We start from the raw sequence: 24,502 nt of genomic DNA, 5'->3' as shown, positions 1-24,502 counted from the left end.
AGTCCGCGGTGAGCACCCAGTGGATCTAAGGTCGACGGGTGCGCGAGATCTTTCACGGCCAACTCGAACAACTCGGCGGCGATCTAGCCATGATGTGTGGACTCGTGAGCGAGGCCATGTCTCGTGCCAGCCGGGGGTTGCTCGACACCGACCTCACCCTCGTTGAGGGCGTCATCACCGACGACGAGCAGATCAGCTCCCTGGCGGCGCAATGTGAGGAGCATGCGTGCGCGATGCTGGCGCTGCAGGCACCCGTTGCCAAAGACCTCCGGACGGTGATCACCGCGATCAAAGCGGCGGAGAAGATCAATCGCATGGGCGACCTGGCGCGACATGTCGCTGAGGTTGCCCGCCTGCGCCACCCACAACCCGCGGTCCCGGCCCAGCTGACTGATCGGTTCGCCGAGATGGCCCGCCTCGGCGTGCAGGCCTGCAACCACCTCGAGCGGTCGATCGCTGCCCCCACCGGGGACGACTGGCCCGCAATGCTGCAGGCCGATGACCGCGTCGATCAACTCCAGCACGAGGTCGTCGAGGAGGTCAGCAACGCCGAGCCGCCCTATCCCATCCAGGTGGGCGTCGACGTCGCCTTGCTCGCCAGGTACTTCGAGAGGTTCGCCGACCAGGCTGTCTCCATCGCCAGGCAACTCGACTACGTCGTCACCGGGGCCGTGCCCGAACAGCCGACGACCTAGGCGATCAGAGAGGGTCGAGGATCCGCCGCAGGAACTGTTGGGTGCGTTCCTGTTGGGGCGACCCGATGACATCGCTCGGCGGGCCGCTTTCCAGCACCACGCCGCCGTCGGTGAAGAGCACCTGATCGGCGACCTGCTGGGCGAACCGGATTTCGTGGGTGACGATCACCATCGTCCAACCCTGGGTGGCCAGGTCCTTGATCACCGCCAGCACCTCGCCCACCAACTCGGGATCCAGTGCGGAGGTCGGCTCGTCGAACAGCATCAGCTTCGGCTTGAGCGCGAGCGCGCGGGCAATGCCCACCCGCTGCTGCTGCCCGCCTGACAGCTGGTACGGGTACTGGTCCTGTTTGCCCTCCAGCCCGACGCTGCGCAACAGCTCAACCGCGTCGGCCCGCGCCTCGGCCACGGCACGCCGCTGCACAATGACCGGCCCCTCGATGACGTTCTGCAGCACCGTCTTGTGCGGGAACAGGTTGTGCCCCTGGAACACCATTCCACTCTGCGCGCGGAACCGGTAGAACTCGCTCTCGGGGATATCGGTCGAAAAGTCCACTCGGACATCGCCGATGGTGATGACCCCGGTATCCGGCCGCTCCAGCGCGTTGAGTGACCGCAGCACCGTCGTTTTCCCGGAGCCGGACGGGCCGATGATGGTGGTCACCGATCCCGTCGGCACGTCGAACGAAACGCCCTTCAGCACGGCGTTGCTGCCGAACGACTTCGTCACGTCCGCGACGGTGACCAACGTAGGGACGCTCACCGGGCCACGTACCTTTCCAGTCGGTGTTCGACGCGGCCTTGCCCGAACGACAGCGCCAGGCAGACGACCCAGTAGTAGGCGGCGGCCGTGCCGTACATCGCAAAGAACTCGAAGGTCGGCGCCGCCGCCACCTGCGCGGTGCGCAGCAGCTCGGTCACCAGGATCGTTGAGGCCAACGAGGTGTCCTTCACCAAGGAGATCAAGGTGTTGGACAGTGGCGGCACCGCAACCCGGCTGGCCTGCGGCAGAATTATGCGGCGAAGCGTCGTCGGGTACTTCATACCGATGGTTTGAGCGGCCTCCCATTGTCCCTTCGGGATACTGGAGATGGCCGAGCGGATGATCTCCGCGGCGTAGCCGCCGACGTTGAGGCTGAACGCGATGATGGCCGCTGGGAACGGATCAATCTTCAGGCCCAGCTCGGGCAGCGCGTAGAAGATCAGGAACAGCTGAACCAGCAGGGGCGTGCCGCGGATGATCGAGATGTAGACGCGTGCCCCCCCGGAAAGCGGCCGGTTCGACGACATCCGTGCCAGCGCCACACCGAGCGCGATCACCAGCCCGATCACGAAGCTGATCGCGGTCAGCGGAATCGTTGCGGTGATGGTTGCCTTGGCCATCGGCCACAGGTTGTCCAGGATCAGTTTGATCGTCGATGGCGCTGGGGTCGCGGCGCCCTTCTGCGGGCTGGTGCCGCTGGCGTCGGCCTTCAGGTACTTCTGCGAAATCCTCGCCAGGGTGCCGTCCGCGCCGAGTTCATCGATGGCTCGGTTGAGTCCGGGCAGCAAGCCACTGCCCTTGCGGGCGGCGAACGCCTGTTCGCTGCGCTGCCCCGTCTTGGCCGCGATCTTGACCGAAGTGTCGTTCGTGGTGGCCAGGTAGGCGAACACCGCGATGCTGTCGTTGACGGTTGCGTCGACGCGGCCCTGGTTGAGCAGGGTGATCGCCTGGGTGAAGCCCTCCACCGCCTCGACCTTGGCCCCCGCCTGCCGGGCGACCTCCGCCCAGTTGCTGGTCACCGACTGCGCGGTGGTCTTGCCGGCGAGATCCTTCACCGATTTGATCGAGTCGTCATTCGCTCGGGTGACGATAACGCCTTCGCCGACGGCATACGGCTTGGACAGGTCGTATTTCGCCTGTCGTTCGGGTGTGATTGTGACCTGATTGGCGACGACGTCGAATCGGTCCGATTCCAGCGCCGCGAATATCGAGTCCCAAGGTGTCTCAACGAATTCGGTCCGCACGCCCAGCTTATCGCCGACCGCGCGCGCCACCTCAATGTCGTAGCCGGAGAGGGCGCCCGTGGTGCCGTCGTGAAAACTGAAGGGCGCGTACGTTCCTTCGGTGCCGACCCGGAGCACCCCGGCCGAGGCGACGCGATCCGATCCACCCTTGGGCCCCTGACCGCACGCGATCGCGACCAGCGCGACGAGCACACCCAGCACCAACGCGATTCTTGTGCGGCGCAAGGACGCTCCTGTCCGAGGTTCAGTTCCGCGGGAACTTAACACAGGGAGGTGGTAGGCATGAGACTTTTGATCACGCCGATATATATCGAGCCGCGTCCCTCCCCGATGAGTTCCGGTCGTCCGGCTGGTCATACCTTCCGAGGGCCGGCGATGTGCCTGCCCGGGCACGGGAAAGGCGCCGGTGCTGTCCCATCTGCACCAGCGCGACGTCACCTACGCGACGTTCTGTCAGGGCCCGTACGCCGAGAGCGCCCGCTACCGGGACTTCATGGGCTGGGAGATGCCGTGGTACTCGGCGCGCGCTCGATCGCACCGTGTGCGGCCGGCAGGAGGCCTGGGAGGACTCGCCGACCGGCTGGCCTCAGCCGTACGCCACCGCCGGCGAGCAGTTCCGGGCCGACGGACGGCCAACGGCTCAGTGGTCCCGGCTCGCCGGGGGCCGGTCCGACGACCTGTCCTAGCTAGTCCGGCCCACGCAGGAGCCTCAGTCGGCGCCGACGACCTTGAAGTCCTGGTCGACGAAGATGTGGTGCGGCCAGTTGACGCCGATGTTGTGGACCTCGTACTCGCCGTTGCTCAGCTGCACAACACGGTCGACGACGCCCCCCGGGTAGGCGGCGAGCGCGGCTTCTGTCGCCCTGTTCGCCGTCGTTCCGCTGGCGATCGTGCCCGACCCCTCTCTGTAGTTGGCCGGGATCTGACCGACTTGCTTTGACGTGGTCGGTGCACCGCGCCGGAAGGGGATCACGCCTGCCGCCGAGGACGTTGCGGATGTTGCGGACGTCGCGGAGGTCGCGGATCCGCCGCCGTCAGTCGGTTGCACGATGACCTGCGTGGCCGTGATGGTCGATCCGCTGGTCATCCCCAGTACGAGGACGCTATCGCCTGTTGTGATGGCGTTCGCCGACGTCGTGCTCGTCCCCTTCTGGTAGGTCGTAGCGGGTGCCTCGTCGACGGTCACGTTCTGGCCCGCTGAGGTCGACAAGGTGAAGCTCGCCGCGGACACGCTGCCGACAGTGCCGGTTGCTCCCCCGGACGCCGGTCCAGACCGGGCGTTGGCCCCCCGGCCGCCGGATCCGAAACCGCCGGGGGCTCCGCCGCCGGGCACGAGGTGCCCTGGTGCTGCCGACGGGGACTTGGCGGTTGTCGAGGGGGACGTGGCGCAACCGGCGGAGAGTCCGACCACCGCGCACATCAGCGCCGCGGCCACGATGAATCGTCGTACCCTCGGCCGGCGTGCCTGCTCGGCCACGGTTACCGAGGCCGAAACGGGGCGAGCTGGAAGGGGCTCGTGCGGGCTTGTCGGGTCGTAATCGGTCATGGTGGCGCTCCCCTTACCTATGCAGCTACCCAGAGAGTGCCGACCGTTTGTGGGGCCTCCTTGTAGACGGCCTGTCATGAGACTGTGATCGCAACGCCTCTGGTCTCGAGAACGTCAGTCGGCGAGGAACAGCCTGTCGGTCACTGGTCCGTCCCATAGATACAGCGACGCCCAGTGGGTTGGTAGGTGTGGCGCGGGCCAGTATTTGAGCTGCAGCTCCTCCGTACGAGGCAAGATCGCACCGGCTAACTGCGACTGGACGCCGCTCGGCCGGCGTAGTCGCGGATCGTCCGTCCGAGCTCGTCGAACACCGCGCCCAACATGTCGATGTCCACCGGGCGTTGCAGCTGCTGCATACCCACCAGGAGGGCCATCCCGGTGGTCGCCAGCCGTTCCGCGTCCTCGGGCCGCACACCCAGGTCGCTGACGATCGCCAGCAGCGCCGCGTGCCGCCGTGCATCCACGCGCTGTTGGGTCTGGCTGACCCGCTCCTCGCCGCGGCCCCAGGCGCGGATGGCGGCCTCGGCGTCGTGCGGCAAGTCGGTCGCCTGCTGCCGCAGCACATCGAGCCGCTGCTCGGGGTCGGCCGCGGCCCGGGCCAACTCCACGATCCGCTGGGTCTGCTCGGCCTCCCAGTGCGTGAGCAACGCCTCGACGAAGCCGGCCCAGCCGCCGAAGTAGTGGTAGAAGGAGCCACTGGTCACCCCGAGCGCGCGACAGAGCCAGCTGATCGTCAGGCCCTCGGCCCCCTGGGCGGCGAGCTGGCTCAGCGCAGCCTTGAAGTACTGGTCCTGGGTGACCTTGAGATGGCGCGGCTCTCTCGGCATCAGTAGCCCTCCCTTCACTGTGACCAGCTCAACACATCGCTTCCGCCAGCGCCAATTGACTATAACATAATCTTTGTTATGGTCAGAATCAGGTTGCATCGCCGGAGCTGAGGAGGCAGGCCCGTGCTCACCACGCGAACCTTCGACCCGTTGGACATCTCGTCGCACTCGTTCTGGGCCCAGGACCCGGCGGCGCGGGATGAGGTGTTCGCGCGGCTGCGTGCCGAACGCCCGGTGTCCTGGCACCGCCCCGCCGAGACCGACCTGATGCCCAACTCCGCCGACCCCGGGTTCTGGGCGCTGACCCGGCACGCGGACATCGTGGCGGCCAGCCGCAACTCCGAGGTGTTCGCCTCCGGGCAGGAGTTCGGCGGGGTGATGCTGGAGGACGTGCCTGCCGAGGTGCTGGAGGCCGCGCACTCCATCCTCGCCATGGACGCGCCCCGCCACGCCAAGCAGCGCAAGCTGATCAGCTCGGTGTTCACCCCGCGCCGGGTGGCCCGGATCGAGGAACAGATCCGTGACCAGGCCAGGCTGATCGTGGACGCCGTGGCACCTCTGGGTGAGATCGACTTCGTCGAGCAGGTCGCCGCCCGGCTGCCCATGTGGACGATCTCGGAGATGATCGGGATCCCCGAGGCGGACCGGGACCGCGTCACCGCCGCGGCCGGCGCGATGGTCAGCTGGAACGACCCGGACTTCGTCGGCGACGGCGAGCCGATCGGCGTGCTGTTCAACGCGCTGACGACCCTGCACGCCGCCGCGTCCGAGCTGGTCGCACAGCGGCGGACCGAACCCGCCGACGACCTGATCACGGCACTGGCCCAGGCCGAGCTGGACGGCGAGCGGCTCACCGACGCCGAGATCGCCGCGTTCTTCGTACTGCTCTGCGTGGCCGGCAACGACACCACCCGCCAGACCGCGAGCCACACCATCAAGGCGCTGCGGGACTTCCCCGAACAGCGGGCCGCCCTGTTGGCGGACTACGACGGGCTGATCGGCACGGCGGTGGAGGAGTTCGTCCGCTGGGCCAGCCCGGTGATGACCTTCCGACGGACCGCGCGTATCGATACCGAGATCGGCGGCCAGCCGATCGCCGCCGGGGAGAAGATCGTGATGTTCTACCGCTCCGGCAACCAGGACGAGTTGGTCTTCGACGCCCCAGGGCGCTTCGACATCGCCCGCAAGCCGAACAACCACGTCGGTTTCGGCGGCGGCGGCCCGCACTTCTGCCTCGGGAGCCACCTGGCCCGCATGCAGCTCAAGGCGCTGTTCCGGGAGCTGTTGTTCCGGCTGCCGGACCTGCGGGTCGGCGAGCCGGAGTACCTGGCCGGGAACTTCATCAACGGCATCAAGCGGCTGCCGGTGAGCTTCACCCCGCGGCCCTCGGGGGGCTGAGCGATGCGCCTGGTACCACCCACCGACGCGCTCTACCTGTGGGCCGAGTCGCAGCGCAGCCCCGCGCACGTCATCGCGCTGCAGATCTTCCAACCGCCCCCCGGAGCCGGGCCCGAGCTGCTCGACGAGCTCTACGCGGCAATGACCGACCAGGACGCCCTCAAGCCCGCGTTCCGCAGGCGCCCCTACCGCTCGCCGGCCACCGCCGGCCAGTACGCCTGGGCGATGGACGACGACGTGGACATGACGCTGCATGTGCGCCGCGTCGCGCTGCCCCGGCCCGGGCGGGTCCGTGAGCTGCTCGAGCACGTCGCCGACTTCCACGCCACCCTGCTGGACCGCGACCGCCCGCTGTGGCAGGCCCACCTCGTCGAGGGCATGGCCGACGGCCGGTTCGCGCTCTGCACGAAGATGCACCACGCCTCGTTCGACGGGGTCAACATGGGCCGGCACGTGCTGGGCGGACTGTCCCCCGACCCGGCCGAACGTGGCTGCGCCGCCCCGTGGATCGTGCCCAGCCGGCGGCGCACGAGCAGCAGGCCACCGAGGCCGGCCACGCACTCGTCCGGAGCACCCTCACTGACCTCGATCGGGAAGGGGGCGCTGGACGTGGCCACCCGGGTCGGCGGCACCCTCGAGGCGCTGGCTACCAGCGGCGTCAGCTCGGTGCGCAACGGGCAGCTCACCCTGCCGTTCAGCGCACCGCACACGGTCCTCAACACCCGGGTCAGCTCCGCGCGGCGCTTCGCCGGCGACTCCTGGCCGATCGCCCGGTTGCGCGAGGTCGCCCGCGACACCGGGACCAGCATCAACGACGTGGCGCTGACCATGTGCGCCGGCGCGCTGCGCGCCTATCTGCTCGAACGCGACGCACTGCCCCGGGATCCACTGGTGGCCATGGTCCCGGTGTCACTGTCCTGCACCGACCCCTCCGGCGAGGCGCGCGACGGCAACTCCTGGGCAGCCGTGCTGTGCAACCTCGGCACCGACACCGCCGACGACCTGACCCGGCTGCGGCGGATCAACTGCTCCATGCGGCGCAGCAAGCGACTCATGTCCGAGCTCGATCCGGTGACCGCCACGGCCGTCAGCGGCGCGGTCATGGGCGGGGTCGTGCTGAACACGCTGCCCGGCGTCCCGTTACCACCCCGGCCCGCCTTCAACCTGGTCATCTCCAACGTCCCCGCCGTCGCCACGCCGCTGTACCTGGACGGGGCCGAGATGACCGAGACCTACCCCGTCTCGGTGGTCACCGACGGTCAGGCCCTCAACATCACCCTCGTCTCCTACAGCGACCGGCTCGCGTTCGGCATCACCGGCTGCCGCCGGTCGGTCCCACACCTGCAGCGGCTCCTGGCCCACCTGGAGCACACCCTGGCCGACCTCGAGAAGGCCGCCGCCCGGCACGCCCGGACGGCGAGTTGACCTAGACCCAGAACTAGAGCTCGACCACGGCCACCGAATTGGACGACGAATTGAGCACGTACAGCTTGCCGTTCTGTGGGTTCACCACCACGTTGCTCGGCTCGATGCCTGCCGGGTACTGCCGGGTCACGGTATTCGTCGCCGGGTCGATCACCGAGACCGTGGCGTCGTCCAGGCTGGCGACGTAGACGCGGGCCCCTGAGCCAGGTGCGGCTCAGTGGCCGGCGGCTCGCGTGTCGAGGTCGTGGCGGGCAGCTCGCTCGACCAGGATCGGCACATAGGTGCGTACCCGGGCGTGGCTGAAGCGTTCGGCCTCGCGCTCCACCGTGGTTCGCACATACTCCTCGGACACCGTCGGCTGTTGCCCGTACCGCGCGACCAGGCGGGCCTCGACGTCTTCGAGTTGCTGCTGGATCTGACGGTCTTCCGGAGAGGCAACGTGGTAGTTGCTCAGTCGCGCAGTCATCGAGACTCCTCGTTGCTCGCGGGTGGAGACACCAGAAGTCCAGCGCGTCAAGGTGAACGCACGGTGAACGGAACACGGCGCGGAGTGGAATGAGTGCCCTGCTCTCTCAGCCGGCCACCTCGTCGATGGCGGCCTCAATGCGCTCGAGCAGTCCGTCGAGGTCCGCCAGCTGCCGCTGCCCGAGGCCGGCGAATATCGCCGCGAGGACCCGCTGTCCGGCCGCGGTGCCCGCGTTCAGCGCCTCAGCGCCCGCCGGGGTGATGGCGACCAGTTTGGCTCGCAGGTCGCCCGGATCGGGTGCCCGCTCGACGAACTGGGCGCGCTAACCCCGGCTCCACCTGAGCCACCCGCTCAGCTGTGCCCCGGCACTACGACCACCGGATAGCGCGCGGTGCGCACCAGCACCCCCGCCACCCCGCCGAGCAGCACCCGGCGCATCAGCCGGTAGCCCCGCGAACCGACGACCAGCACGTCCGTCCGCTCCGGCAAGTCGGCCAGCACCCGGGCCACCGGCCCGACCACGACGTCGGTGAGGGCGTCGATCTCCACCGGTGCCGAGGCGATGCCCTTGTGGACGGTTGCCTGGGCAGCCGCGACGTCGTCGTCAGTCTCGGCGACGGTCACGAAGCGCAATGCGGCGCCGGTCCGGCTCGCCAGGTGCACGGCGACGGCGGCCGCGCGGTCGGACTCCGGGCTGCCGTCGTAGGCGACGGTGACCACGGTCATCCCGGTCGACAACGTGTGCCGGTACCCGCGCGGGGCGATCGCCACCGGGCAGCGCGCCATCGGCAGCAGTCGCTGCACCGTCCGGCCTGGCGAGAGCCGGCCGAGCAGGCCGTGTCCCGTCGAGCCGACGACGAGCACCGCGGCGCCCACCTCGTCGGCGTACTCGGTGAGCACCAACGCGACCGAGCCCGGCCCCAGCGCGGCGAACACCGGCTCCGTCTCGCCCCAGCCCTCGCCGATGATGGCCCGTGCCCTGGCGAACCTGGCCCGCGCCACCTTCTGGGCCCTCGGGATCCAGCGGGGGTCGTTGGCGACGGCGGCGAGCCCCCGGGCGTCGGCCGGATAGACCGTGGCGACGACGGCGCCGAGCCCGGTGAGCCGGGTCAGTAGTGCACCCAGCACCAGCGCGTCATGGCCGCCGGGGGTGTCCTCGTAACCGGTGACGATCGGCAACCCCGCGCCTCCTCCCGGCCCGGCAACACGCTAACCGGAGCGGGGCCTCCCCGCACTGTCACACCGGGATCGGTAACCCAGGCGTCATGGAGCCGAAGCCACCCGCCGCTCCGGCTCAGGTGGGGTTCTGCTCGCGGTGCGGCATGACCCGGGCGAGATAGTCGCCGAGGATGTCCTCGACATGGCGGTCCAGGCTCAGGCTCAGGGCCGCACTGGCCGCGGTGTTGGCCAGCGGCTTGATCTGCTGGAGGAGCTCGGCTAGCGGGGGAAGCTCGCTGCTGTTCGGTATCCAGCCCTGTTCGCGGTCCTTGAGCAGGTGTTCGGCGATCGCGTTGACGAGCCCTCGGACGGTCTCATCGATGCTGCGCATCAGCTGTCCGCTGAGGTCGAGGACCGCGACGAGCGGGGCGCCGGTCCGGATCAGCTCGGCGATGGCGTGCAGGAGCCGAGGGCTGGGCACCCGGTAGCGGTCGCCCTCCGGTGCGGCCAGGCCGGCATGCACCACCTTGTCGACCAGCCCGGACTCCACCTCGTCGGTGGCGAACAGGGCGTGGATCTCCCGCTGGGTCAGGTAACTGGGGATCTCCTCACCCCAGAACCCGCCGACGACCTGCTCGAGCCCGAGCACGTCGGACAGGTCGCGGCCCTGCTCCCAGGCGCCGACCATCTCGGTGATGTTCGCGGCCGTGTAACCCCGGTCGAGCAGGCGGGTGATCAGACGGAGCCGGGTCAGGTGGGCGTCGTTGTAGAGCGCTACCCGCCCTTGCCGCCGGGGCGGCGGCAACATGCGTCCGTCCTGGTAGTACCTGACATTGCGCACCGACGTTCCGGCGGCGCGCGCCAGTTCGTCTATGCGGTACTCCGCCACGCCGACCTCCGCGTGCTCGTCGGGTTGTGACCCATGCCACACTAACGTTGCCAGTCATGACTGTATCAGTTGTAGCTGTTGGCTACGCGACCCGTTGATCAAGCCCAGCGGGTCGGGTGAAACGCCGGATCTGGAAGGAGGCTCTACGTGGCCGCCGCGCATCGGAGAGCCCCCGACGGAGCCCTGACCCACCACCGGGGGCACATCCACTGGCCCCGCTTCTCGCTGGTCTTCATCCCGGCGCTGCTCTCCCTGGCGCTGCTCGCGTTCGGTGCCGCGACCGGCGTGGTGCCGGTGGCGCTGGCCGTCGAAGGCAAGCAGGGGGTCCAGGTCACCGCCAAGTCGTTCGACACCGAGGGCACCGCGACCTTCCCGCAGTTCTTCCAGACCCAGGACGGTGAACACCGGACCCTGGTGGCCGTCACGCTGAAGAACCTGAAGGTGCAGGGCCTGTGCGTGTCTACCAAGGTGAACACACCGGTCGGGCACTACGTCCTGCGCATCACCTCGCCGGACTCCGGGTCGGAGATCAAGGCCGGTGACGTGACGATCGGCGTCGACACGATCGACTCGCTCGGGTTCGACGGCCAGCAGGTCCGGGTCAACTACGGCGCGAAGACCCCGGACGGCACCCCGACCGACACCGGTTCCCGGGGATTCGTCCCCCTCGAGATCGACAACCTGGGGTTCGACCTCGACCTGACGATCCGGTGGGTCGTCGCCAACCAGATCCACCTCAACGGCCTGACGCTGGCCGGCGGACTCGAACAACACGAGTGCAAGTGACACCCCCGCTGCCCACCGACCCGGATTCGGCGGCCGAGCCGGGACACCCGGGACACCCGGGACACCCGGCGCGGCTGGCCGAGCTGCGTGCCTGGACCGGGCAACGGCCCTGGCTGGGCGGCGCCCTGACCGTGCTCGCCGGGTTGACGATCGTGCTCCTTCCCGCTCAGGGCTTCTCGGTGGTGCTGCTGCCCGGGGTCGCCGGACTGTCCGGTTTCGTGATCGGCGGCCTGATCACCGCCTGCGGGCTGTTCCTGTTGTTCTCCCCCCAGCTGCACGGCCTGATCGGCATCGCCGCCGTCCTGCTCTCGCTGGTCTCCTTCGTCACCACCTACCTCGGCGGTCTCGTCGTCGGCATGCTGCTCGGGATCGTCGGCGGATCGCTCGGGTTCGCCTGGAGCCCGCCCGACACCGAGATGAGGTGAGAGGTGCCGAGCTGGCCGGCGGGCGGCGGCGAGCTGCCCCGGGCACGGCGCGGCCGCACCCGTTGGCCCCGGTTCGCGATGATCCTGCTGCCGGCCCTGTTCGCGCTGGTCCTGCTCGGCGCGGCGGCGGCGACCGGGGCGGTGCCGATCGCGGCCGCCGAGACCGGCCGCCACCCGTTGAAGATCAGCTTCACGTCGTTCAGCGCGTCGAGCGCCACGACTCTGCCGCAGGCGTTCCAGACCCGCGACGGGCGGCGCCGCACCGAGGTCGTCGTCAGTTTGCGCGCCATGAAGGTGCGGGGCCTGTGCGCCTCCACCAGGGTCCCCACCCCGGTCGGGGCCTACATCCTGCGGATCAGCACCCCGACGATCACCGCCGAGCGCCTGAGCTTCGCCATGGACAGCCTCGACGGACTCGGTGTGCTGGGCCAGCAGCTCAACCTGCGGCACGCCACCGGCCTGCTCAACGGGTCGCCGAACAGCTCCGACCAATCAGGATTCCTCCCCGTGCGGGTCGGCGGCATGACGCTCAACGTCAGCTTGACCATCCGGTGGATCACCGCCCACCGGTTCCACCTCGACGGATTCACCATGGCGGGCGGCCGAGCACAACAGGAGTGCTACTGACGACGGTGCACACGCCATGGCCGGAGCCTGCATGTTTGATAGGTTCCGGCTCTTGAGCCAGCTTCAGGGCCTCGGTTCGGCCCTGACCCGACCCGGGGAGGAACGACGCCGGACAGGCCAGACGTCACAGACGCCGACGGCGGCGGTCTCGGGCGGCGCCGGAACGCGGCGCGGATCGCCGGTGGCGAGACCTACGACGCCAAGCGCCGCGAGGTGATCCTCACCGCCGCGACGATCTTCCAGGAGAAGGGGTACCGGGCCACCACCCTCAACGACATCGCCGAGGCGCTCACCACCGACCGGGCCACCCTGTACCGCTACATCACCGGCAAGGAAGAACTGCTCCGCGAGGTGATCGCCGAGAGCGTGGTCCAGATCGCCGAGGAGGTCGACCGCATCACACTCGGCGACTCGCCGGCGCCGGTCAAGCTGCGACAGGTCATGACCCATGTGATGACCTCCTACGAGGCCCACTACCCGCATCCGTACATCTTCATCCAGGAGCTGCTGGACTCGACCTGGCACGAGAACTCCGACTGGGCCCATCACCTGGTCTCCATGGTCCGCGAGATCCAGGCGAACGTGCTGGGCATCTTCGAGCAGGGTTGTCGGGACGGTGAGCTCCGCACCGACATACCCATCGACATCATGGCGAACGCGCTGCTCGGCATGGTCAACTGGACGCACCGCTGGTACCGCCCCCGCGACCCGTACCAGGGCGACGAGGTGGGAGACAGCTTCGCGACGCTGCTGCTCGACGGCCTGGAGGCCGCCGGCACCGAACGCCCCGAGGGTATGTGAGCTGGTGCACAACCGGCGGCCGAGTCGGTCCGGGGGCCCGACCGGCCGGTAACCTCGACCTTTGCTGAGATCGAGCGATCACCCGGCCGGTTCGAGGAGGCAGCTCTGATGCCAGCCCCGTACGACCCGAGTTCCCGGCCGCAACCCGGTCAGCCCCGGCAGCGGTACGACTGGGCCGAGGACGAACCGACCGACCGGTTCCCACACCTGCTCGACCGCGCGGCGCTGAGTGGGCTCCCGATCCCGATCCAGGTCGTGGTGACCGGCGCGATCCTGCCGTTCGAGCTCGCGGTGACCTCGGTCAACATTCTCCGCAACACCGAGGCCCTGCTCGGCGAGCTGGTGTTCCACCTGCGCGCACTGCGGCCCGCCGTCGCGGCCGCCAGCCAGGCGTATGCGGACGGCCATTTCGACCCGGTGTTCAAGACGTTCGGCCAGATCCAGCAGGGCACCGACGCGATCGCCTTCGTCTGGGCGCCGCTCACCGCCGTCCGGGACGTGATCGTGCCCGGGCAGGGGAAGCGGGAGATCACCGTCGGCCCGCCGACCCGGGTCCCGCCGCCGGCGCCGGTCGTACCGGTCGTGCCGGGCCCCCCGACGACGGTGGAATGGCTCGGCGGGATCGGTGGCCGGATGCTGGACCAGGCCGAGACGCTGCCCGGCGGCGGGCTGTTCAGCCGCTCGCTGCGCCGGTTCGGCCAGGTGGCGGTCGGGCTGCCGGAGACCGGGCCGGACCCGATCATCGAGGTGGAGCTCGTGCCGGACTTCGACCTCGACGACGAGGAGCCGGAGCGGCCGCCCGCCCGGACACCGGATCTGTCCATCCTGCTGCCGGTGATCGAACGGGCCGGACCGCTGGTGCCCGGCCCGGTGCGGCGTCTGTTCGGCGGGAACTGAGGCGCGCTCATCTCAGCCTCGCCGTCAGCTCACCGACGCCCCGCCGTGGTCACCAGGCTCCGGGCCGCCGGCTGTGTCTTCGCCGAGGACGAGGCGCGGCTGCTCATCTCCTCCGCGCGAACCCCGGCCGACCTCGCCGCCATGGTGGATCGGCGGGTCAGGGGGCTGCCCCTGGAGCACGTCCTCGGCTGGGCCGAGTTCTGCGGGCTCCGGATCGCCGTGGACACCGGCATCTTCGTCCCCCGCCGCCGCACCGAGTTCCTGGTCCGCCAGGCCGCTTCCCTGGCCCGGCCCGGAGCCGTCGTGCTGGACCTGTGCTGCGGCTCGGGCGCGGTGGCCGCCGCACTTGCCGCGACCGTCGAGCGCGCCGAGATACATGCGGTCGACATCGACCCCGCCGCCGTGCTCTGCGCGCGCCGCAACCTCGCCGGCGGCCAGGTCTACGAGGGCGACCTCTACGAACCGCTGCCCGATGCGCTGCGCGGCCGCGTCGACGTGCTGGTCGCCAACGCCCCCTACGTACCCACCGGGGCGATCGGGCTGATGCCCCCGGAGGCGCGCGTACACGAGCCGAGGGTGGCCCTCGACGGTGGCTCGGACGGGCTCGACGTCCAGCGCCGGGTCACCGCCGAGGCGTCGCGCTGGCTGGCATCCGGGGGTTACCTACTCATTGAGACCAGTGCGCTCCAGGCGCCGAGCACGGTTGCCGCATTCGCCCGGCACGGGCTGATCCCCCGAGTGGCAACCGCCGACGAGCTGAGCGCCACAGTTGTCATCGGAACCCGCCCCCCGGCGCGACTGGCGGGGTGACAGACCGTGTCGGACTGAACTCTTCGGGTGAGCGGCGGGTCATCACTTGCCCGCACGAGCTGGGCCCTTCGGGTGAAGCTAGTACATTGAATTTGAGTGACCGTACGGCCGTCCTGTTACTGTCCGGCCGAGCTTTGGACCCATCTCCCCCAATCAGGGGTCACTAAGGCGGATGCAGTTGAATCGAATGAGTGGCGCCTATGCCACCGGGTCAGTGATCACGCTCGGCGACTTACTTGGGCGGCCGGTGATCCCGCCCTGGTCCCGGGCCGAGGTCGCCCCCACCCTCCGCACCGGCATCCCCGCCGCGGCGCTACTGCTGCGCGAGGGCTACGGCACCTTCCTGCGTGACGCGACCGGCCCGCGCCACTACCGGCCCCTCGAGCGCGGCAGCACCTCGCCCCGCATGCGGCTGGCCAGCGCGACCGGCGCCGTGCTCGCGGTCGGTTCGCTCGCCGGGGTGACCGCGATCGGTGGGCACGTGGCGCCCGATCCCGCGGTGGTGGCGGTCCGCGAGATGGTCAACGCGATGACGCCGGGCGCCCCCACTCAGTCCATCCTGGCGGAGGGCGGCGGTACCTCCGCCACCCCGATCAACGCCACGGTGGGCGCGCTCCCGCAGTCGGTCGACCAGGCCGCCGGCGGAGCCCCGACGCGTCCCGGTGCCGATGCCCACAGCACTGGGGGCGGCCCCGCGAACTCCGGTGGCACGGCCCAGCAGGCGGCACCCAGGGGCCCCGGCGGGTCCAGCTCGCCGCGCGGCGCCGCCCAGGGCGCCGCCCAGACCGGCCCGGCACCGGGGGCCGCTCACAGCTCGACACCCGATTCGGGCAACGCGGGGCAGAGCGCACCGTCGGGCAACGCGGAGCGGAGCGCATCGTCGGGCAACGCGACGAGTGCCTCCGGCGACGCCGCCAAGACCTCTCCTGACTCCTCGGGCGCCTCGAGCGGCGCGGCGGGCTCCGCCGCGAACGGCTCCAGCAGCGCCTCTCCCGACAGCGCCGCGAGCACCTCCGGCGGCGACGCCACTCCGCAGTCCTTGGCCAAGTCGTCCTCGGCGCCGTCCGACCCGGCCTCGGGCACCTCCTCGGGGACAGCCGCGAGCCCGCCGTCGGGCACCTCCGCGAGCAAATCGGCGGGCACTGGCTCGACGAAGAGCTCGGGCACACTCTCCCGGAGGTCCTCGGCGGGAGCGTCGAACGGCAATATGGCGAGCAAGTCCGCCACCAGGTCCGCGAACAAGGCATCGAACAAGTCCTCGAACAAGGCCGGCAAGACCGCCAACAAGTCGCGGTCCACCTCGTCGCGGTCCGGCAGCTCCAGCTCGAAGAGCGACGGCGACTCCAAGAGCTCCAGCAGCTCGAAGAGCCACAGTGACTCCAAGAGTCACAGCGACTCGAAGGGTTCGAGCGGTTCCAAGAGCCACAGCTCGAGCGGCTCGAAGAGCCACAGCTCCGGCGGGGGCGGCCACAGCTCGGGCGGCGGTTCAGGTGGGGGTTCGGGCGACTGACCTTCGCCCCACGATCGACGAAAGCCCCGTCCACTTCACCGTGGACGGGGCTTTTCGCTGGTCCGGGGACGCGAGCCCGTTCAGGCCCTCGTCACCGCCGGCGCGGCGCCCGGACCGGGCAGCACGTCGACATCGGTGGCGCGCATCGGCTCGGCACACACCGAGCAGCGCAGCTGCACGTGACTGACCTGGCCGCACGCGTGGTGCCGGTAGAGCACCGGCGGACCGGCCTCGCCGGAGGTCCAACGGTCCCCCCAGCGCACCATGACCAGCAGCAGGTCGCACAGCTCGAGTCCCTTGGCGGTGAGCCGGTACTCGTACCGGGGTGGCCGCTCCGAGTAGGCGTGCCGCTGCAGCACCTCGTTCTCGACCAGCCACTTGAGCCGCTCGGTGAGCACCTTGCGGGAGATGTCGAGCTCCTGCTGGATCTGTTCGAACCGGTTGATGCCGACGTAGATGTCCCGCAGGATCAGCGGCGACCACGGCTCGCCGATCACGTCCAGGGTGCGCGCGATCGAGCACGCCAGATCACCGAACCGGGTCCGTTGCATGAGTCCAACCTAGCAAAAGGGTTCCCTTAAGGAACTATCTAGTGCTACGGTTCACCCTGTCAGTTTCTTTAGGGAACTAATTGAAAGGAGCGCCCCATGGACCGGCCCGAGGTTGTCTCGACACAGGAGTGGCAGGCCGCGCGGGATGCACTGCTGGTGACGGAGAAGCAGCACACCCGGGCACTGGACGCGCTGGCAGCGCAGCGGCGCCGGATGCCGATGGTCGCGCTGGGCACCGACTACCGGTTCACCGCGCCGGACGGCACCCAGGTCACCTTCGCGGACCTGTTCCAGGGCCGCCACCAGTTGGTCGTCTACCACTTCATGCTCGAGCCGTTCCAGGACTGGCTGTGCGGCGGGTGCGCCTCGTTCACCGACAACATCGCCGACCAGTCACACCTCAACGCCCGCGACACCACGCTGATCCTGATGTCCCGCGCGCCCCAGGAGGAGATCGAGCCGATCCGCGGACGGATGGGCTGGACGGTGCCCTGGTACTCCTCCTACGGCGGCAGCTTCAACGCGGACCTCGGACTCGACGGCGGCTTCGGGCTGAGCGTGCTGCTGCGTGACCACTCCAGCGGCACCGACGAGTTCTTCCGCACCTACTTCACCAACGGGCGCGGCGTGGACCGGCTAAGGCTGGACTTCAACCTGCTCGACCTGACCCCCTACGGCCGGCAGGAGGCGTGGGAGGACTCGCCGCCGGGCTGGCCGCAGGACACCACGATGAGCTGGATCCAGATCCGCGACGAGTACTGATCAGGAGGTCGAGATGCCCCACACGATGACCGCCACCGAACGCGAACAGTTCCTCGCCCGGCCCCACGTCGGCGTGCTGAGTGTCGCCGACATCGACGGTGACCGGCCGCCGCTCACGGTGCCCGTCTGGTACGCCTACCAACCGGGCGGCGACATCACCTTCTTCACCGGTACCCAGGGGCGCGCCGCCCGCAAGACGCGGCTGCTCGATCGCGCCGGCAGGTTCAGTTTCTGCGTGCAGCAGCCGGAGTACCCGTACCGGTATGTCACCGCTGAGGCCACCGTGACCGGGGCGGACCGGGCGCCGGAGGTGGAGCAGGTGCTCGCCGTCACGTCCCGCTACCTGCCCGAGGACGCCGCCCGGGCCTTCGCCGACGCCGAGATCACCAATCCGGCCGGCACCTTCGTACTGTTCACCGCCCGACCCGACAGGTGGCTGAGCTTCGACTTCGCCGACGAGGACCAGGGCGTCCCCGATCAGCCGGGCCAGCGCGGCTGAGGACGCCCGCCCGAGGGTTCATCCGAACCGGCTGGCGCGATAGCCCGACTGACGGTTTACCCGCTGCCCGAAAGGGAGCAAGCTGTGCCGCGGCAATGCAGTCGTGAGAGAAGATCCTGATGATCAAGATCGGCGAGTTGACCCAACACCTGAGTGCGAGCCCCGGGGAACTGGGGGTTCTCGTGACGCATCTCGACGACGAGGTGCCCAACGAGCCGCCGCGCCGCGATCCGATGGTCGGCAGACTTCCGGTCAAACCGAACCCATACGCCCCGTACACGATCCCGGAGCTCTACCTGGGCTGACGTTCGGTGGACGGCACGCTGAGCGGGGCCCGCGTGGCTCCGGCTCACCGCGGTGTCGCGCGGGCAAACCGGGCGCGGTGCTGATCCACCCAGTCGACGTAGCGATACGCCGACCGGCCGATGGCGTCCGGGGCCGCCGCCGCATCGGCACGTCGGCCGGCGCGCCGGCCAGTACACCGAGCAGCAGCTCGACCACGGCGGCCGGCAGGTACGCGCTCAGCCGGGTGCGCGCCTGCTCCGCAGTGAGCTCGACGAAGCCGATCTGTTGGCCGGTGACCCCGGCAATGAGCTCCACCCGCCGCCGCTGGGTCAGCGACTCCGGCCCGGTCAGCGGCACGACGCCGGTGAACCGCCCGGGGTGGCACAGCGCGGCGACGGCCACCGAGGCGATGTCCCGCTCGTCGACCGGGCCGTGCGCCGCATCCGGGTAGGCCGCACTGACCGTGCCGAACGACTGGATCTCCGGCACCCAGATGAGGTCGTTACCCATGAACGCACCCGGCCGCAGGAACGTGTGCGACATCCCGGTCGCGAGCACGGCGGCCTCGCAGGCCAGATGGGCGCGGCTGCTGGCATCGGGCTCGGCGGACTCGACGGACTCGACGGACAGCAGCACAACGTGTTCGACTCCGGCGGCCCTGGCGGCGGCGAGCGTGCCGGTGAGCTCCGGCGCCGGGAAGAGGTAGAGCAGCTGTACGCCGGCCAGCGCATCGAGCACCGTGGCGGGCTTGTCCAGGTCGCCTTCGCGGACGTCCACCTCGGCGGGCAGGCCGGCGGTGCCGGGCCGGCGGGTCAGCGCGCGGACAGGCTGACCGGCGGCCAGCAACCCGTCGACCACATGGCGGCCGACAGTCCCGGTGGCTCCGGTGACCAGGACGGGGTGAGTACTCAAGAAGGATACTTCCGACGGCGTCCCGTGGGGGATCCCTCGGTCGCACCACCGGCGCGGTGACCCGGATGATCGACCGCCTGGAGCGTGCCGGGTTCGTCCGCCGGGTGCCGTCGCGCACCGACCGGCGCAGCGTGCGCGTGGAGCCGACGCCGGAGGGCCTGCGGCGGGTGCTGCGCCAGTACGACGACATCGTGGCGCGCAGCCGGGCAACCCTGGCGAGTTACCCGGATGAGCTGGTCGCGGCGTTGCTCGGTTTCGTCCGGGCCAGCACCGAACAAGCCCGGCTCGAGTTGCGCGGCATGGCCGAGCCGCCCTAGTGAGACCGGTTGGTCACGATCAGCCGGCCACCCCGGTCTCGAACCGGCCACGACCCGCCCGCGACGCCCGCCAGAGCCTGCGACGCAGGGTGACAACGCCGATACTGAGCGCCCAATCGCACATGGAGGAACCCATGCTCGCCATTGTTGCCGCAGTCCTGTTCCTGCTCGCATTGATCTTCGAGCTGGCCGGTATCACGCTCAGTGTGATCACCGCAACGGTCCTGCTCACGGCCGGACTGCTCTGCCTCGCCCTGTTCATGGCCGGGGTCGGGGGAGCCGCCCGGCGGTTCGGCCGCTGACGGTCTGGCTGGCGGCGGCGTCCCCGGACGCGGCGCCGCGCGGCCGGGTCACCCTGCCCGCCGAGCGGTTGCCCGTCCCCACCCCAGGGCTCAGCGCCGGGCCTCGACCGCCTTGGCGAGCTCCTCGAGCAGCGCGGACGTGGTGTCCCAGGACATGCACGCGTCGGTGATGCTCTGGCCGCGAGTCAGCTCCTCCGCGCGCCCGAGGGTGAGGTCTTGACGGCCGGCGACCAGGAAGCTCTCCAGCATCACACCCATGATGCCGCGTTCACCACCGGCGACCCTGGCCGCGATCTCGGAGACCACCTCGCCCTGGCGGACGTGGCTCTTGCCGCTGTTGCCGTGGCTCGCGTCGATGATCAGCCGCTCCGGCAGGCCGGCGGCGCGCAGCTTGCCCAGTGCGGCGATCACGTCGGCGGCGGAGTAGTTCGGGCCGCCCGAGCCGCCGCGCAGGATCACGTGACAGTCCGGGTTGCCGGTGGTGCTGATCAACGCGGCGAGCCCGTCGGAGTTGATGCCGGGGAACACGTGCTCACCGGCCGCCGCCCGCACCCCGTCCACCGCGACCTGCACATCACCCTCGGTCGAGTTCTTGATCCCGACCGGCATGGACAGGGCGCTGCACAGCTGCCGGTGTACCTGGCTCGCCGCCGTGCGCGCCCCGATCGCACCCCAGGACACCACGTCCGCGAGGAACTGCGGGATGATCGGGTCCAGGAACTCGCACCCCACCGGCAGGCCCAGCTCGGAGACCTCCAGCAACAGGCCGCGAGCCAGCCGCAGCCCCTTGTTGACCGCGAAGCTGCCGTCCAGCTCCGGGTCGTTGATCAGCCCCTTCCACCCGAGCGTGGTGCGCGGCTTCTCGAAGTACACCCGCATCACGATGCGCAGCTGGCCGGCGAGCCGCTCCGCGTCCTTGGCCAGCAGCGCCGCGTACTCCAGCGCCGCGTCCCGGTCGTGGATCGAGCACGGGCCGACGACCACCACGAGCCGGTCGTCGACGCCGTTGAGGATGTCGGTGATCTCGGCGCGGGCGCGCTCGATCCGCGGCCCGATATGGGGCGACATCGGATGTTCCTGGCGCAGCAGCGCGGGCGAGATCAGCGGACTGATCTTCGCGGTACGCCGCCCGTCCAGCGGGGCAGCGACGCGCGGCTCGTCAACGACGGTCATGAGATGGGGCGTCCTCTCAGGCAGGAGCCGCCCCGAAAGATCCGCCGAGCCGGCTCAGTGGTTCCGGCTCGGGGGTGGGAAGTCAGCGCAGACGGCCGCTGGCTGGCCCACCCGGGGCCGGCCTGCTAAACCAGAAATAACGCCGCATGCCCGCAGTCTAGCGTGTCCGGATCACCGGCGCCCACCGATAGCAAGTCGTGAGTGGCTAGCGTTGTCAGGACAACGCTAGCCACTCACGAGTCCCGGGCCGGCAGCTCACGATTGTCGGATCGGCCGGCGCGCAGGTGCTCGGCGAGGAAGGCGACCTGGTCGCGCGCACCCGAACGCGATCCGCTGGTCCTCACCCGCCGCACCCTGGACGAACCGACCCTGGTCCACGCCGAGGCACTGCTGCGGGCACTGGCGCCGAGGTGGCCACGGCGGCTTCGCGCTGCTCACGGCGTTCCGCGCGGTGTCCGGCTTCGTGACCGGTTTCGCCAAGGCCGACACTGGCCGGCCCGCTGTCCGGCGGACGCGGGGAGGGCACCGTGACGGTGCTGGCGCGGGCCAAGGCACTGCCGGCGGAGCGCTACCCCCGGGCTGCGCGAGATCGCCGACGCGGCCACCCGGACCGAGCCGGCGGCGGAGTTCCGGGTCGCGCTGGACATCGTGGTCGCCGGCCTCGGACCCGCCGCCGACCGCTGAGAGTGGACTGTGAGCTACCCCCTGATCATCTGATCACCCGTTGAGATGTGCGCGACCGCCTGATGTGATGAGGGCAGTCGTGCCGTGAGGAGTCGATCGTCGATGGGTGTCACCGAGCGGTTCGAACCCGCATCACCGCCTCGGGCGCCGCTCTCCCCGGCGGAGCGGAGCTCGCTGGTCGGCATGGCCGGCTTCCTCATCGTGGTCACCGCCGGGGCCTGGGCCGTGCTCGCACTGCTGGTCGCGCCGGAGCACTACCAGCTCGGCACCGCCGGCGCCTTCAGCCTCGGGCTCGGCCTGACCGCGTACCTGCTGGGCATGCGACACGCCTTCGACGCGGACCACATCGCCGCGATCGACAACACCACCCGCAAGCTGCTCGCCGAGCGGGGCGCGGGACACCGGCCGCTGTCGGTCGGGTTCTGGTTCGCGCTGGGCCACTCGGCGATCGTCTTCGTCATGGTGCTGTTGCTCTCGGTGGGCGTCCGGGCCGTCGCCGGCGAGATCTCCGACGAGGGCTCGTCGCTCAAGCGGATCGGCGGGCTGATCAGTACCGGCGCGTCCGGGCTGTTCCTGGTGCTGATCGGCGTGCTCAACCTGGTGGTGCTGATCGGCATCGTCAAGGTGTTCCGGGCGATGCGTTCCGGGCGGTTCGACGAGGCCGAGCTCGAGGTCCAGCTGAACAACCGGGGGTTCCTCAACCGGATCCTCGGCGGCGTGACGAAAACGGTGCGCCGGCCCTGGCACATGTTCGCGGTGGGCCTGCTGTTCGGCCTCGGCTTCGACACCGCCAGCGAGGTCGCGCTCCTGGTCATCGCCGGTGGCGCAGCGGCCAGCGCACTGCCCTGGTACGCGATCCTGGTGCTGCCGGTGCTGTTCGCCGCCGGCATGAGCCTGTTCGACTCCCTCGACGGGGCGTTCATGTGCTTCGCCTACGACTGGGCGTTCATGAAGCCGGTCCGCAAGGTTTTCTACAACATCGCCATCACGTCGCTGTCGGTGGCCGTCGCACTGATCATCGGCATGATCGAGCTGATCGGGCTGCTCACCGACAAGCTCGGCATCGAATCCGGCCCGCTGGCCGCCATCGCCGACCTCGACCTGGACTACGTCGGGTTCGGCGTGGTCGGGCTGTTCGTGCTCACCTGGCTGGCCGCGCTGCTGATCTGGCGGGTCGGGCGAATCGAGCAGAAGTGGTCGGCGCACCTGAGCGCGGCGCCCGAGGCGGACTGAACGCCGGCGGGCCGCGGAATCCCGCGACTCGCCCTGCACAATCTCCCGACTCGCCGAGGTCCGGGACGGCGGTTAGTCGTAGTCGGTGAAGCCGGGGACCCACTCGGCCACGATCCGCCGGGACGGTACCCAGCAGTCGATCTGCGCCAGGATGCTCATCCAGCCGGCGACGACCCGGATGAACATCAGGTACTGCGGCGGCAGGCTCATCGCGCGGCCGGTCCGGAAGTCGGTGCTGCCCGGCGCGGTCACCCGCCCGCCTTCGGCCTGCATGAACGTCCGGTTGTAGTGGAAGGTCTCCTCGCGCAGCGGGTTGGCCAGCGCGCCGATGTAATGCATGACGTCCTCGGCGGTGACCTTGTCCTCCAGGCCGATGAAGCCCTCCCGGCGCAGCAGCTCCATCATCTCGCCGGCCCGCTCGTCGGCGGCGAGGCGCAGGATCTGGCCGAGCGGGCGCGGGATGCCGTCCGGCAGCCGGGTCACCGCGCCGAAGTCGATCACGCCGAGCCGGCCGTCCTCGAGCAGCCGGAAGTTGCCGTGGTGCGGGTCGGAGTGCAGCAGGCCGACCCGGGCCGGCGAGGAGAAGTGCAGCTCCATCACGGTCTCGCCGATCCAGTCGCGCAGCTTCTGCTCCTCGGCGTCCTCGGTCGGGTTGTGCGCGAACTCGGACAGCGGCCGGCCCGGCATCCACTCCGTGATGATCACCTTCGGCGCCGAGGCGATCACCTTGGGGACCCTGATCTTGGGGTCGTCGGCCAGTGCGGCGGCGAAGGTGCGCTGGCTGTCCGCCTCGGCGCTGTAGTCGAGCTCCTCGATCATGCGGTCCTGCAGCTCGTTGAGCAGCGCGCGCACGTCGGCGCCGGGTACCACCATCTGCAGCAGCTTGGCGAACCGCTGCAGGGTGCGCAGATCCGACATCAGTGCCTGGTCGGCGCCGGGATACTGGATCTTGACGGCCACCTCGCGGCCGTCGTGCCAGATCGCGTGGTGCACCTGCCCGATGCTCGCGGCGGAGGCCTCGTCGGCGTCGAACTGGGCGAACCGCTGGCTCCAGTTCCGACCGAGCTGCTCGGCCAGCACCCGGTGCACGTCCTTGGCCGGCATCTTCGGCGCGTTGGCCTGCAGCTTGATCAGGGCTTCCTGGTACGGCTCGGCCAACTCGTTGGGGATCATCGCCTCGTACACCGAGAGCGCCTGGCCGAACTTCATCGCGCCGCCCTTGAGCTCGCCGAGCACGGCGAAGATCTGGTCGGCGTTGCGCATGGCCAGCTCGGCGGCGATCTCCTCGCGGTCCCCGCCGGTGATTCGCCTGGCCCAGCCGGCGGCGGTCCGGCCGGCAAAGCCGACCGGCAACGATCCCAGACGGGCGGTGCGCTGGAAGGCTCGCTTCGGCGGATCGGTCATCGGGCCAACGTAACCTACCGAAAGTAGCCCGGCGACACACATTCAGGCGGTACTGCCGACACCCGGCCGGGCCATCCGAGGGCGCACGGGCATCCGCTCGCACAGACCGGCTA

General features: G+C 69.9%; 27 protein-coding genes and 2 pseudogenes. 15 read left to right on the top strand and 14 right to left on the bottom strand.

Features of this window, described 5'->3' with window-relative positions; all coding sequences use genetic code 11:
* The first annotated feature begins 38 nt into the window (after positions 1–38).
* Positions 39–695, top strand: a complete 657-nt coding sequence (gene phoU, locus ACTXG6_RS08305) for a phosphate signaling complex protein PhoU (RefSeq protein WP_445187179.1) — start codon at positions 39–41, stop codon at positions 693–695.
* Positions 696–699: 4 nt separating this feature from the next.
* Here the strand turns inward: phoU and ACTXG6_RS08300 are convergent, their stop codons facing one another.
* Both ACTXG6_RS08300 and ACTXG6_RS08295 read right to left on the bottom strand, forming a co-directional pair.
* Positions 700–1,458 carry an amino acid ABC transporter ATP-binding protein gene (locus tag ACTXG6_RS08300; RefSeq protein WP_445187178.1) on the bottom strand — a complete coding sequence of 253 codons (759 nt, stop codon included), beginning with the start codon at positions 1,456–1,458 and terminating at the stop codon, positions 700–702.
* A complete protein-coding gene (locus ACTXG6_RS08295; RefSeq protein ID WP_445187177.1) occupies positions 1,455–2,903 on the bottom strand; it encodes an ABC transporter permease subunit in 1,449 nt (482 codons plus the stop codon). Before ACTXG6_RS08295 ends, ACTXG6_RS08300 begins: the two co-directional genes overlap by 4 nt.
* A gap of 205 nt (positions 2,904–3,108) precedes the next feature.
* Here ACTXG6_RS08295 and ACTXG6_RS08290 point away from each other — a divergent pair.
* Positions 3,109–3,171 (top strand): annotated as a pseudogene (locus ACTXG6_RS08290) (hypothetical protein); the annotation flags it as partial.
* Between the two features lie 240 nt (positions 3,172–3,411).
* Here ACTXG6_RS08290 and ACTXG6_RS08285 read toward each other — a convergent pair.
* Together ACTXG6_RS08285 and ACTXG6_RS08280 are read right to left on the bottom strand one after the other, a co-directional pair.
* Positions 3,412–4,248, bottom strand: coding sequence for a hypothetical protein (locus tag ACTXG6_RS08285; RefSeq protein WP_445190350.1), 837 nt, complete (start codon positions 4,246–4,248; stop codon positions 3,412–3,414).
* A 245-nt stretch (positions 4,249–4,493) separates the two neighbouring features.
* A complete protein-coding gene (locus ACTXG6_RS08280) occupies positions 4,494–5,075 on the bottom strand; it encodes a TetR/AcrR family transcriptional regulator (RefSeq protein ID WP_445187176.1) in 582 nt (193 codons plus the stop codon).
* A gap of 123 nt (positions 5,076–5,198) precedes the next feature.
* On the opposite strand from ACTXG6_RS08280, the gene ACTXG6_RS08275 reads away from it, so the two are divergent.
* Together ACTXG6_RS08275 and ACTXG6_RS08270 are read left to right on the top strand one after the other, a co-directional pair.
* The gene (locus ACTXG6_RS08275) at positions 5,199–6,473 is read left to right on the top strand and encodes a cytochrome P450 (RefSeq protein WP_445187175.1); all 1,275 of its coding nucleotides are present in this window, start codon (positions 5,199–5,201) and stop codon (positions 6,471–6,473) included.
* A gap of 3 nt (positions 6,474–6,476) precedes the next feature.
* Positions 6,477–7,898, top strand: coding sequence for a WS/DGAT/MGAT family O-acyltransferase (locus ACTXG6_RS08270; protein ID WP_445187174.1), 1,422 nt, complete (start codon positions 6,477–6,479; stop codon positions 7,896–7,898).
* A 13-nt stretch (positions 7,899–7,911) separates the two neighbouring features.
* On the opposite strand, the pseudogene ACTXG6_RS08265 reads toward ACTXG6_RS08270, so the two are convergent.
* The 4 genes and pseudogenes from ACTXG6_RS08265 to ACTXG6_RS08250 form a co-directional block, all read right to left on the bottom strand.
* A pseudogene (locus ACTXG6_RS08265) lies at positions 7,912–8,088 on the bottom strand (YncE family protein); the annotation flags it as partial.
* Between the two features lie 24 nt (positions 8,089–8,112).
* Complete coding sequence (locus tag ACTXG6_RS08260) at positions 8,113–8,364, bottom strand: three-helix bundle dimerization domain-containing protein (protein WP_445187173.1); 252 nt, start codon at positions 8,362–8,364, stop codon at positions 8,113–8,115.
* 351 nt (positions 8,365–8,715) lie between these two features.
* Positions 8,716–9,543, bottom strand: coding sequence for a universal stress protein (locus ACTXG6_RS08255; protein WP_445187172.1), 828 nt, complete (start codon positions 9,541–9,543; stop codon positions 8,716–8,718).
* A 115-nt stretch (positions 9,544–9,658) separates the two neighbouring features.
* Positions 9,659–10,411, bottom strand: a complete 753-nt coding sequence (locus tag ACTXG6_RS08250) for a MerR family transcriptional regulator (protein WP_445187171.1) — start codon at positions 10,409–10,411, stop codon at positions 9,659–9,661.
* 147 nt (positions 10,412–10,558) lie between these two features.
* On the opposite strand from ACTXG6_RS08250, the gene ACTXG6_RS08245 reads away from it, so the two are divergent.
* From ACTXG6_RS08245 to ACTXG6_RS08220, 6 genes are all read left to right on the top strand, one after another.
* Positions 10,559–11,197, top strand: coding sequence for a DUF6230 family protein (locus ACTXG6_RS08245; RefSeq protein WP_445187170.1), 639 nt, complete (start codon positions 10,559–10,561; stop codon positions 11,195–11,197).
* Positions 11,194–11,622, top strand: coding sequence for a DUF6114 domain-containing protein (locus ACTXG6_RS08240; RefSeq protein ID WP_445187169.1), 429 nt, complete (start codon positions 11,194–11,196; stop codon positions 11,620–11,622). Before ACTXG6_RS08245 ends, ACTXG6_RS08240 begins: the two co-directional genes overlap by 4 nt.
* 3 nt (positions 11,623–11,625) lie before the next feature.
* Complete coding sequence (locus tag ACTXG6_RS08235; protein ID WP_445187168.1) at positions 11,626–12,249, top strand: DUF6230 family protein; 624 nt, start codon at positions 11,626–11,628, stop codon at positions 12,247–12,249.
* 213 nt (positions 12,250–12,462) lie between these two features.
* Positions 12,463–13,050: a TetR/AcrR family transcriptional regulator gene (locus tag ACTXG6_RS08230; protein ID WP_445187167.1), complete on the top strand. Its 588-nt coding sequence runs from the start codon at positions 12,463–12,465 to the stop codon at positions 13,048–13,050.
* A gap of 108 nt (positions 13,051–13,158) precedes the next feature.
* The gene (locus tag ACTXG6_RS08225; RefSeq protein WP_445187166.1) at positions 13,159–13,947 is read left to right on the top strand and encodes a hypothetical protein; all 789 of its coding nucleotides are present in this window, start codon (positions 13,159–13,161) and stop codon (positions 13,945–13,947) included.
* Between the two features lie 45 nt (positions 13,948–13,992).
* Entirely contained in the window at positions 13,993–14,757 is a 765-nt protein-coding gene (locus ACTXG6_RS08220) for a putative protein N(5)-glutamine methyltransferase (RefSeq protein WP_445187165.1), read from the top strand.
* A gap of 369 nt (positions 14,758–15,126) precedes the next feature.
* Here the strand turns inward: ACTXG6_RS08220 and ACTXG6_RS08215 are convergent, their stop codons facing one another.
* The 3 genes from ACTXG6_RS08215 to ACTXG6_RS08205 all read right to left on the bottom strand — a co-directional run bounded on the left by ACTXG6_RS08215 (position 15,127) and on the right by ACTXG6_RS08205 (position 16,818).
* Complete coding sequence (locus ACTXG6_RS08215; RefSeq protein ID WP_445187164.1) at positions 15,127–15,306, bottom strand: hypothetical protein; 180 nt, start codon at positions 15,304–15,306, stop codon at positions 15,127–15,129.
* Positions 15,307–15,564: 258 nt separating this feature from the next.
* The gene (locus ACTXG6_RS08210; RefSeq protein WP_445187163.1) at positions 15,565–16,140 is read right to left on the bottom strand and encodes a hypothetical protein; all 576 of its coding nucleotides are present in this window, start codon (positions 16,138–16,140) and stop codon (positions 15,565–15,567) included.
* Between the two features lie 207 nt (positions 16,141–16,347).
* Positions 16,348–16,818, bottom strand: a complete 471-nt coding sequence (locus ACTXG6_RS08205; RefSeq protein ID WP_445187162.1) for a winged helix-turn-helix transcriptional regulator — start codon at positions 16,816–16,818, stop codon at positions 16,348–16,350.
* Between the two features lie 96 nt (positions 16,819–16,914).
* Here ACTXG6_RS08205 and ACTXG6_RS08200 point away from each other — a divergent pair, with 96 nt between their 5' ends.
* Both ACTXG6_RS08200 and ACTXG6_RS08195 read left to right on the top strand, forming a co-directional pair.
* Positions 16,915–17,580 (top strand): DUF899 domain-containing protein, encoded by a 666-nt coding sequence (locus tag ACTXG6_RS08200; protein ID WP_445187161.1) that lies wholly within the window; start codon positions 16,915–16,917, stop codon positions 17,578–17,580.
* Between the two features lie 13 nt (positions 17,581–17,593).
* On the top strand, positions 17,594–18,079 hold the full coding sequence (locus tag ACTXG6_RS08195; protein ID WP_445187160.1) for a pyridoxamine 5'-phosphate oxidase: 486 nt from the start codon (positions 17,594–17,596) through the stop codon (positions 18,077–18,079).
* 252 nt (positions 18,080–18,331) lie between these two features.
* Here the strand turns inward: ACTXG6_RS08195 and ACTXG6_RS08190 are convergent, their stop codons facing one another.
* Positions 18,332–19,276, bottom strand: coding sequence for an SDR family oxidoreductase (locus tag ACTXG6_RS08190; protein ID WP_445187159.1), 945 nt, complete (start codon positions 19,274–19,276; stop codon positions 18,332–18,334).
* Positions 19,277–19,281: 5 nt separating this feature from the next.
* On the opposite strand from ACTXG6_RS08190, the gene ACTXG6_RS08185 reads away from it, so the two are divergent.
* Entirely contained in the window at positions 19,282–19,593 is a 312-nt protein-coding gene (locus ACTXG6_RS08185) for a MarR family transcriptional regulator (protein ID WP_445189948.1), read from the top strand.
* A 134-nt stretch (positions 19,594–19,727) separates the two neighbouring features.
* A complete protein-coding gene (locus ACTXG6_RS08180; protein ID WP_445187158.1) occupies positions 19,728–19,895 on the top strand; it encodes a hypothetical protein in 168 nt (55 codons plus the stop codon).
* 90 nt (positions 19,896–19,985) lie between these two features.
* Here the strand turns inward: ACTXG6_RS08180 and ACTXG6_RS08175 are convergent, their stop codons facing one another.
* On the bottom strand, positions 19,986–21,068 hold the full coding sequence (locus ACTXG6_RS08175; RefSeq protein ID WP_445187157.1) for a 3-deoxy-7-phosphoheptulonate synthase: 1,083 nt from the start codon (positions 21,066–21,068) through the stop codon (positions 19,986–19,988).
* Between the two features lie 786 nt (positions 21,069–21,854).
* Between ACTXG6_RS08175 and ACTXG6_RS08170 the strand changes: the two genes are divergently transcribed.
* Positions 21,855–22,985, top strand: a complete 1,131-nt coding sequence (locus tag ACTXG6_RS08170) for a HoxN/HupN/NixA family nickel/cobalt transporter (RefSeq protein ID WP_445187156.1) — start codon at positions 21,855–21,857, stop codon at positions 22,983–22,985.
* A 72-nt stretch (positions 22,986–23,057) separates the two neighbouring features.
* Here the strand turns inward: ACTXG6_RS08170 and ACTXG6_RS08165 are convergent, their stop codons facing one another.
* Complete coding sequence (locus ACTXG6_RS08165) at positions 23,058–24,389, bottom strand: ABC1 kinase family protein (RefSeq protein ID WP_445187155.1); 1,332 nt, start codon at positions 24,387–24,389, stop codon at positions 23,058–23,060.
* Positions 24,390–24,502 lie beyond the last annotated feature (113 nt).

Source organism: Pseudonocardia sp. Cha107L01 (assembly GCF_052566575.1).
The sequence above is the reverse complement of the archived record's forward strand: the minus strand, read 5'-3'. Positions and strand labels throughout refer to the sequence as shown.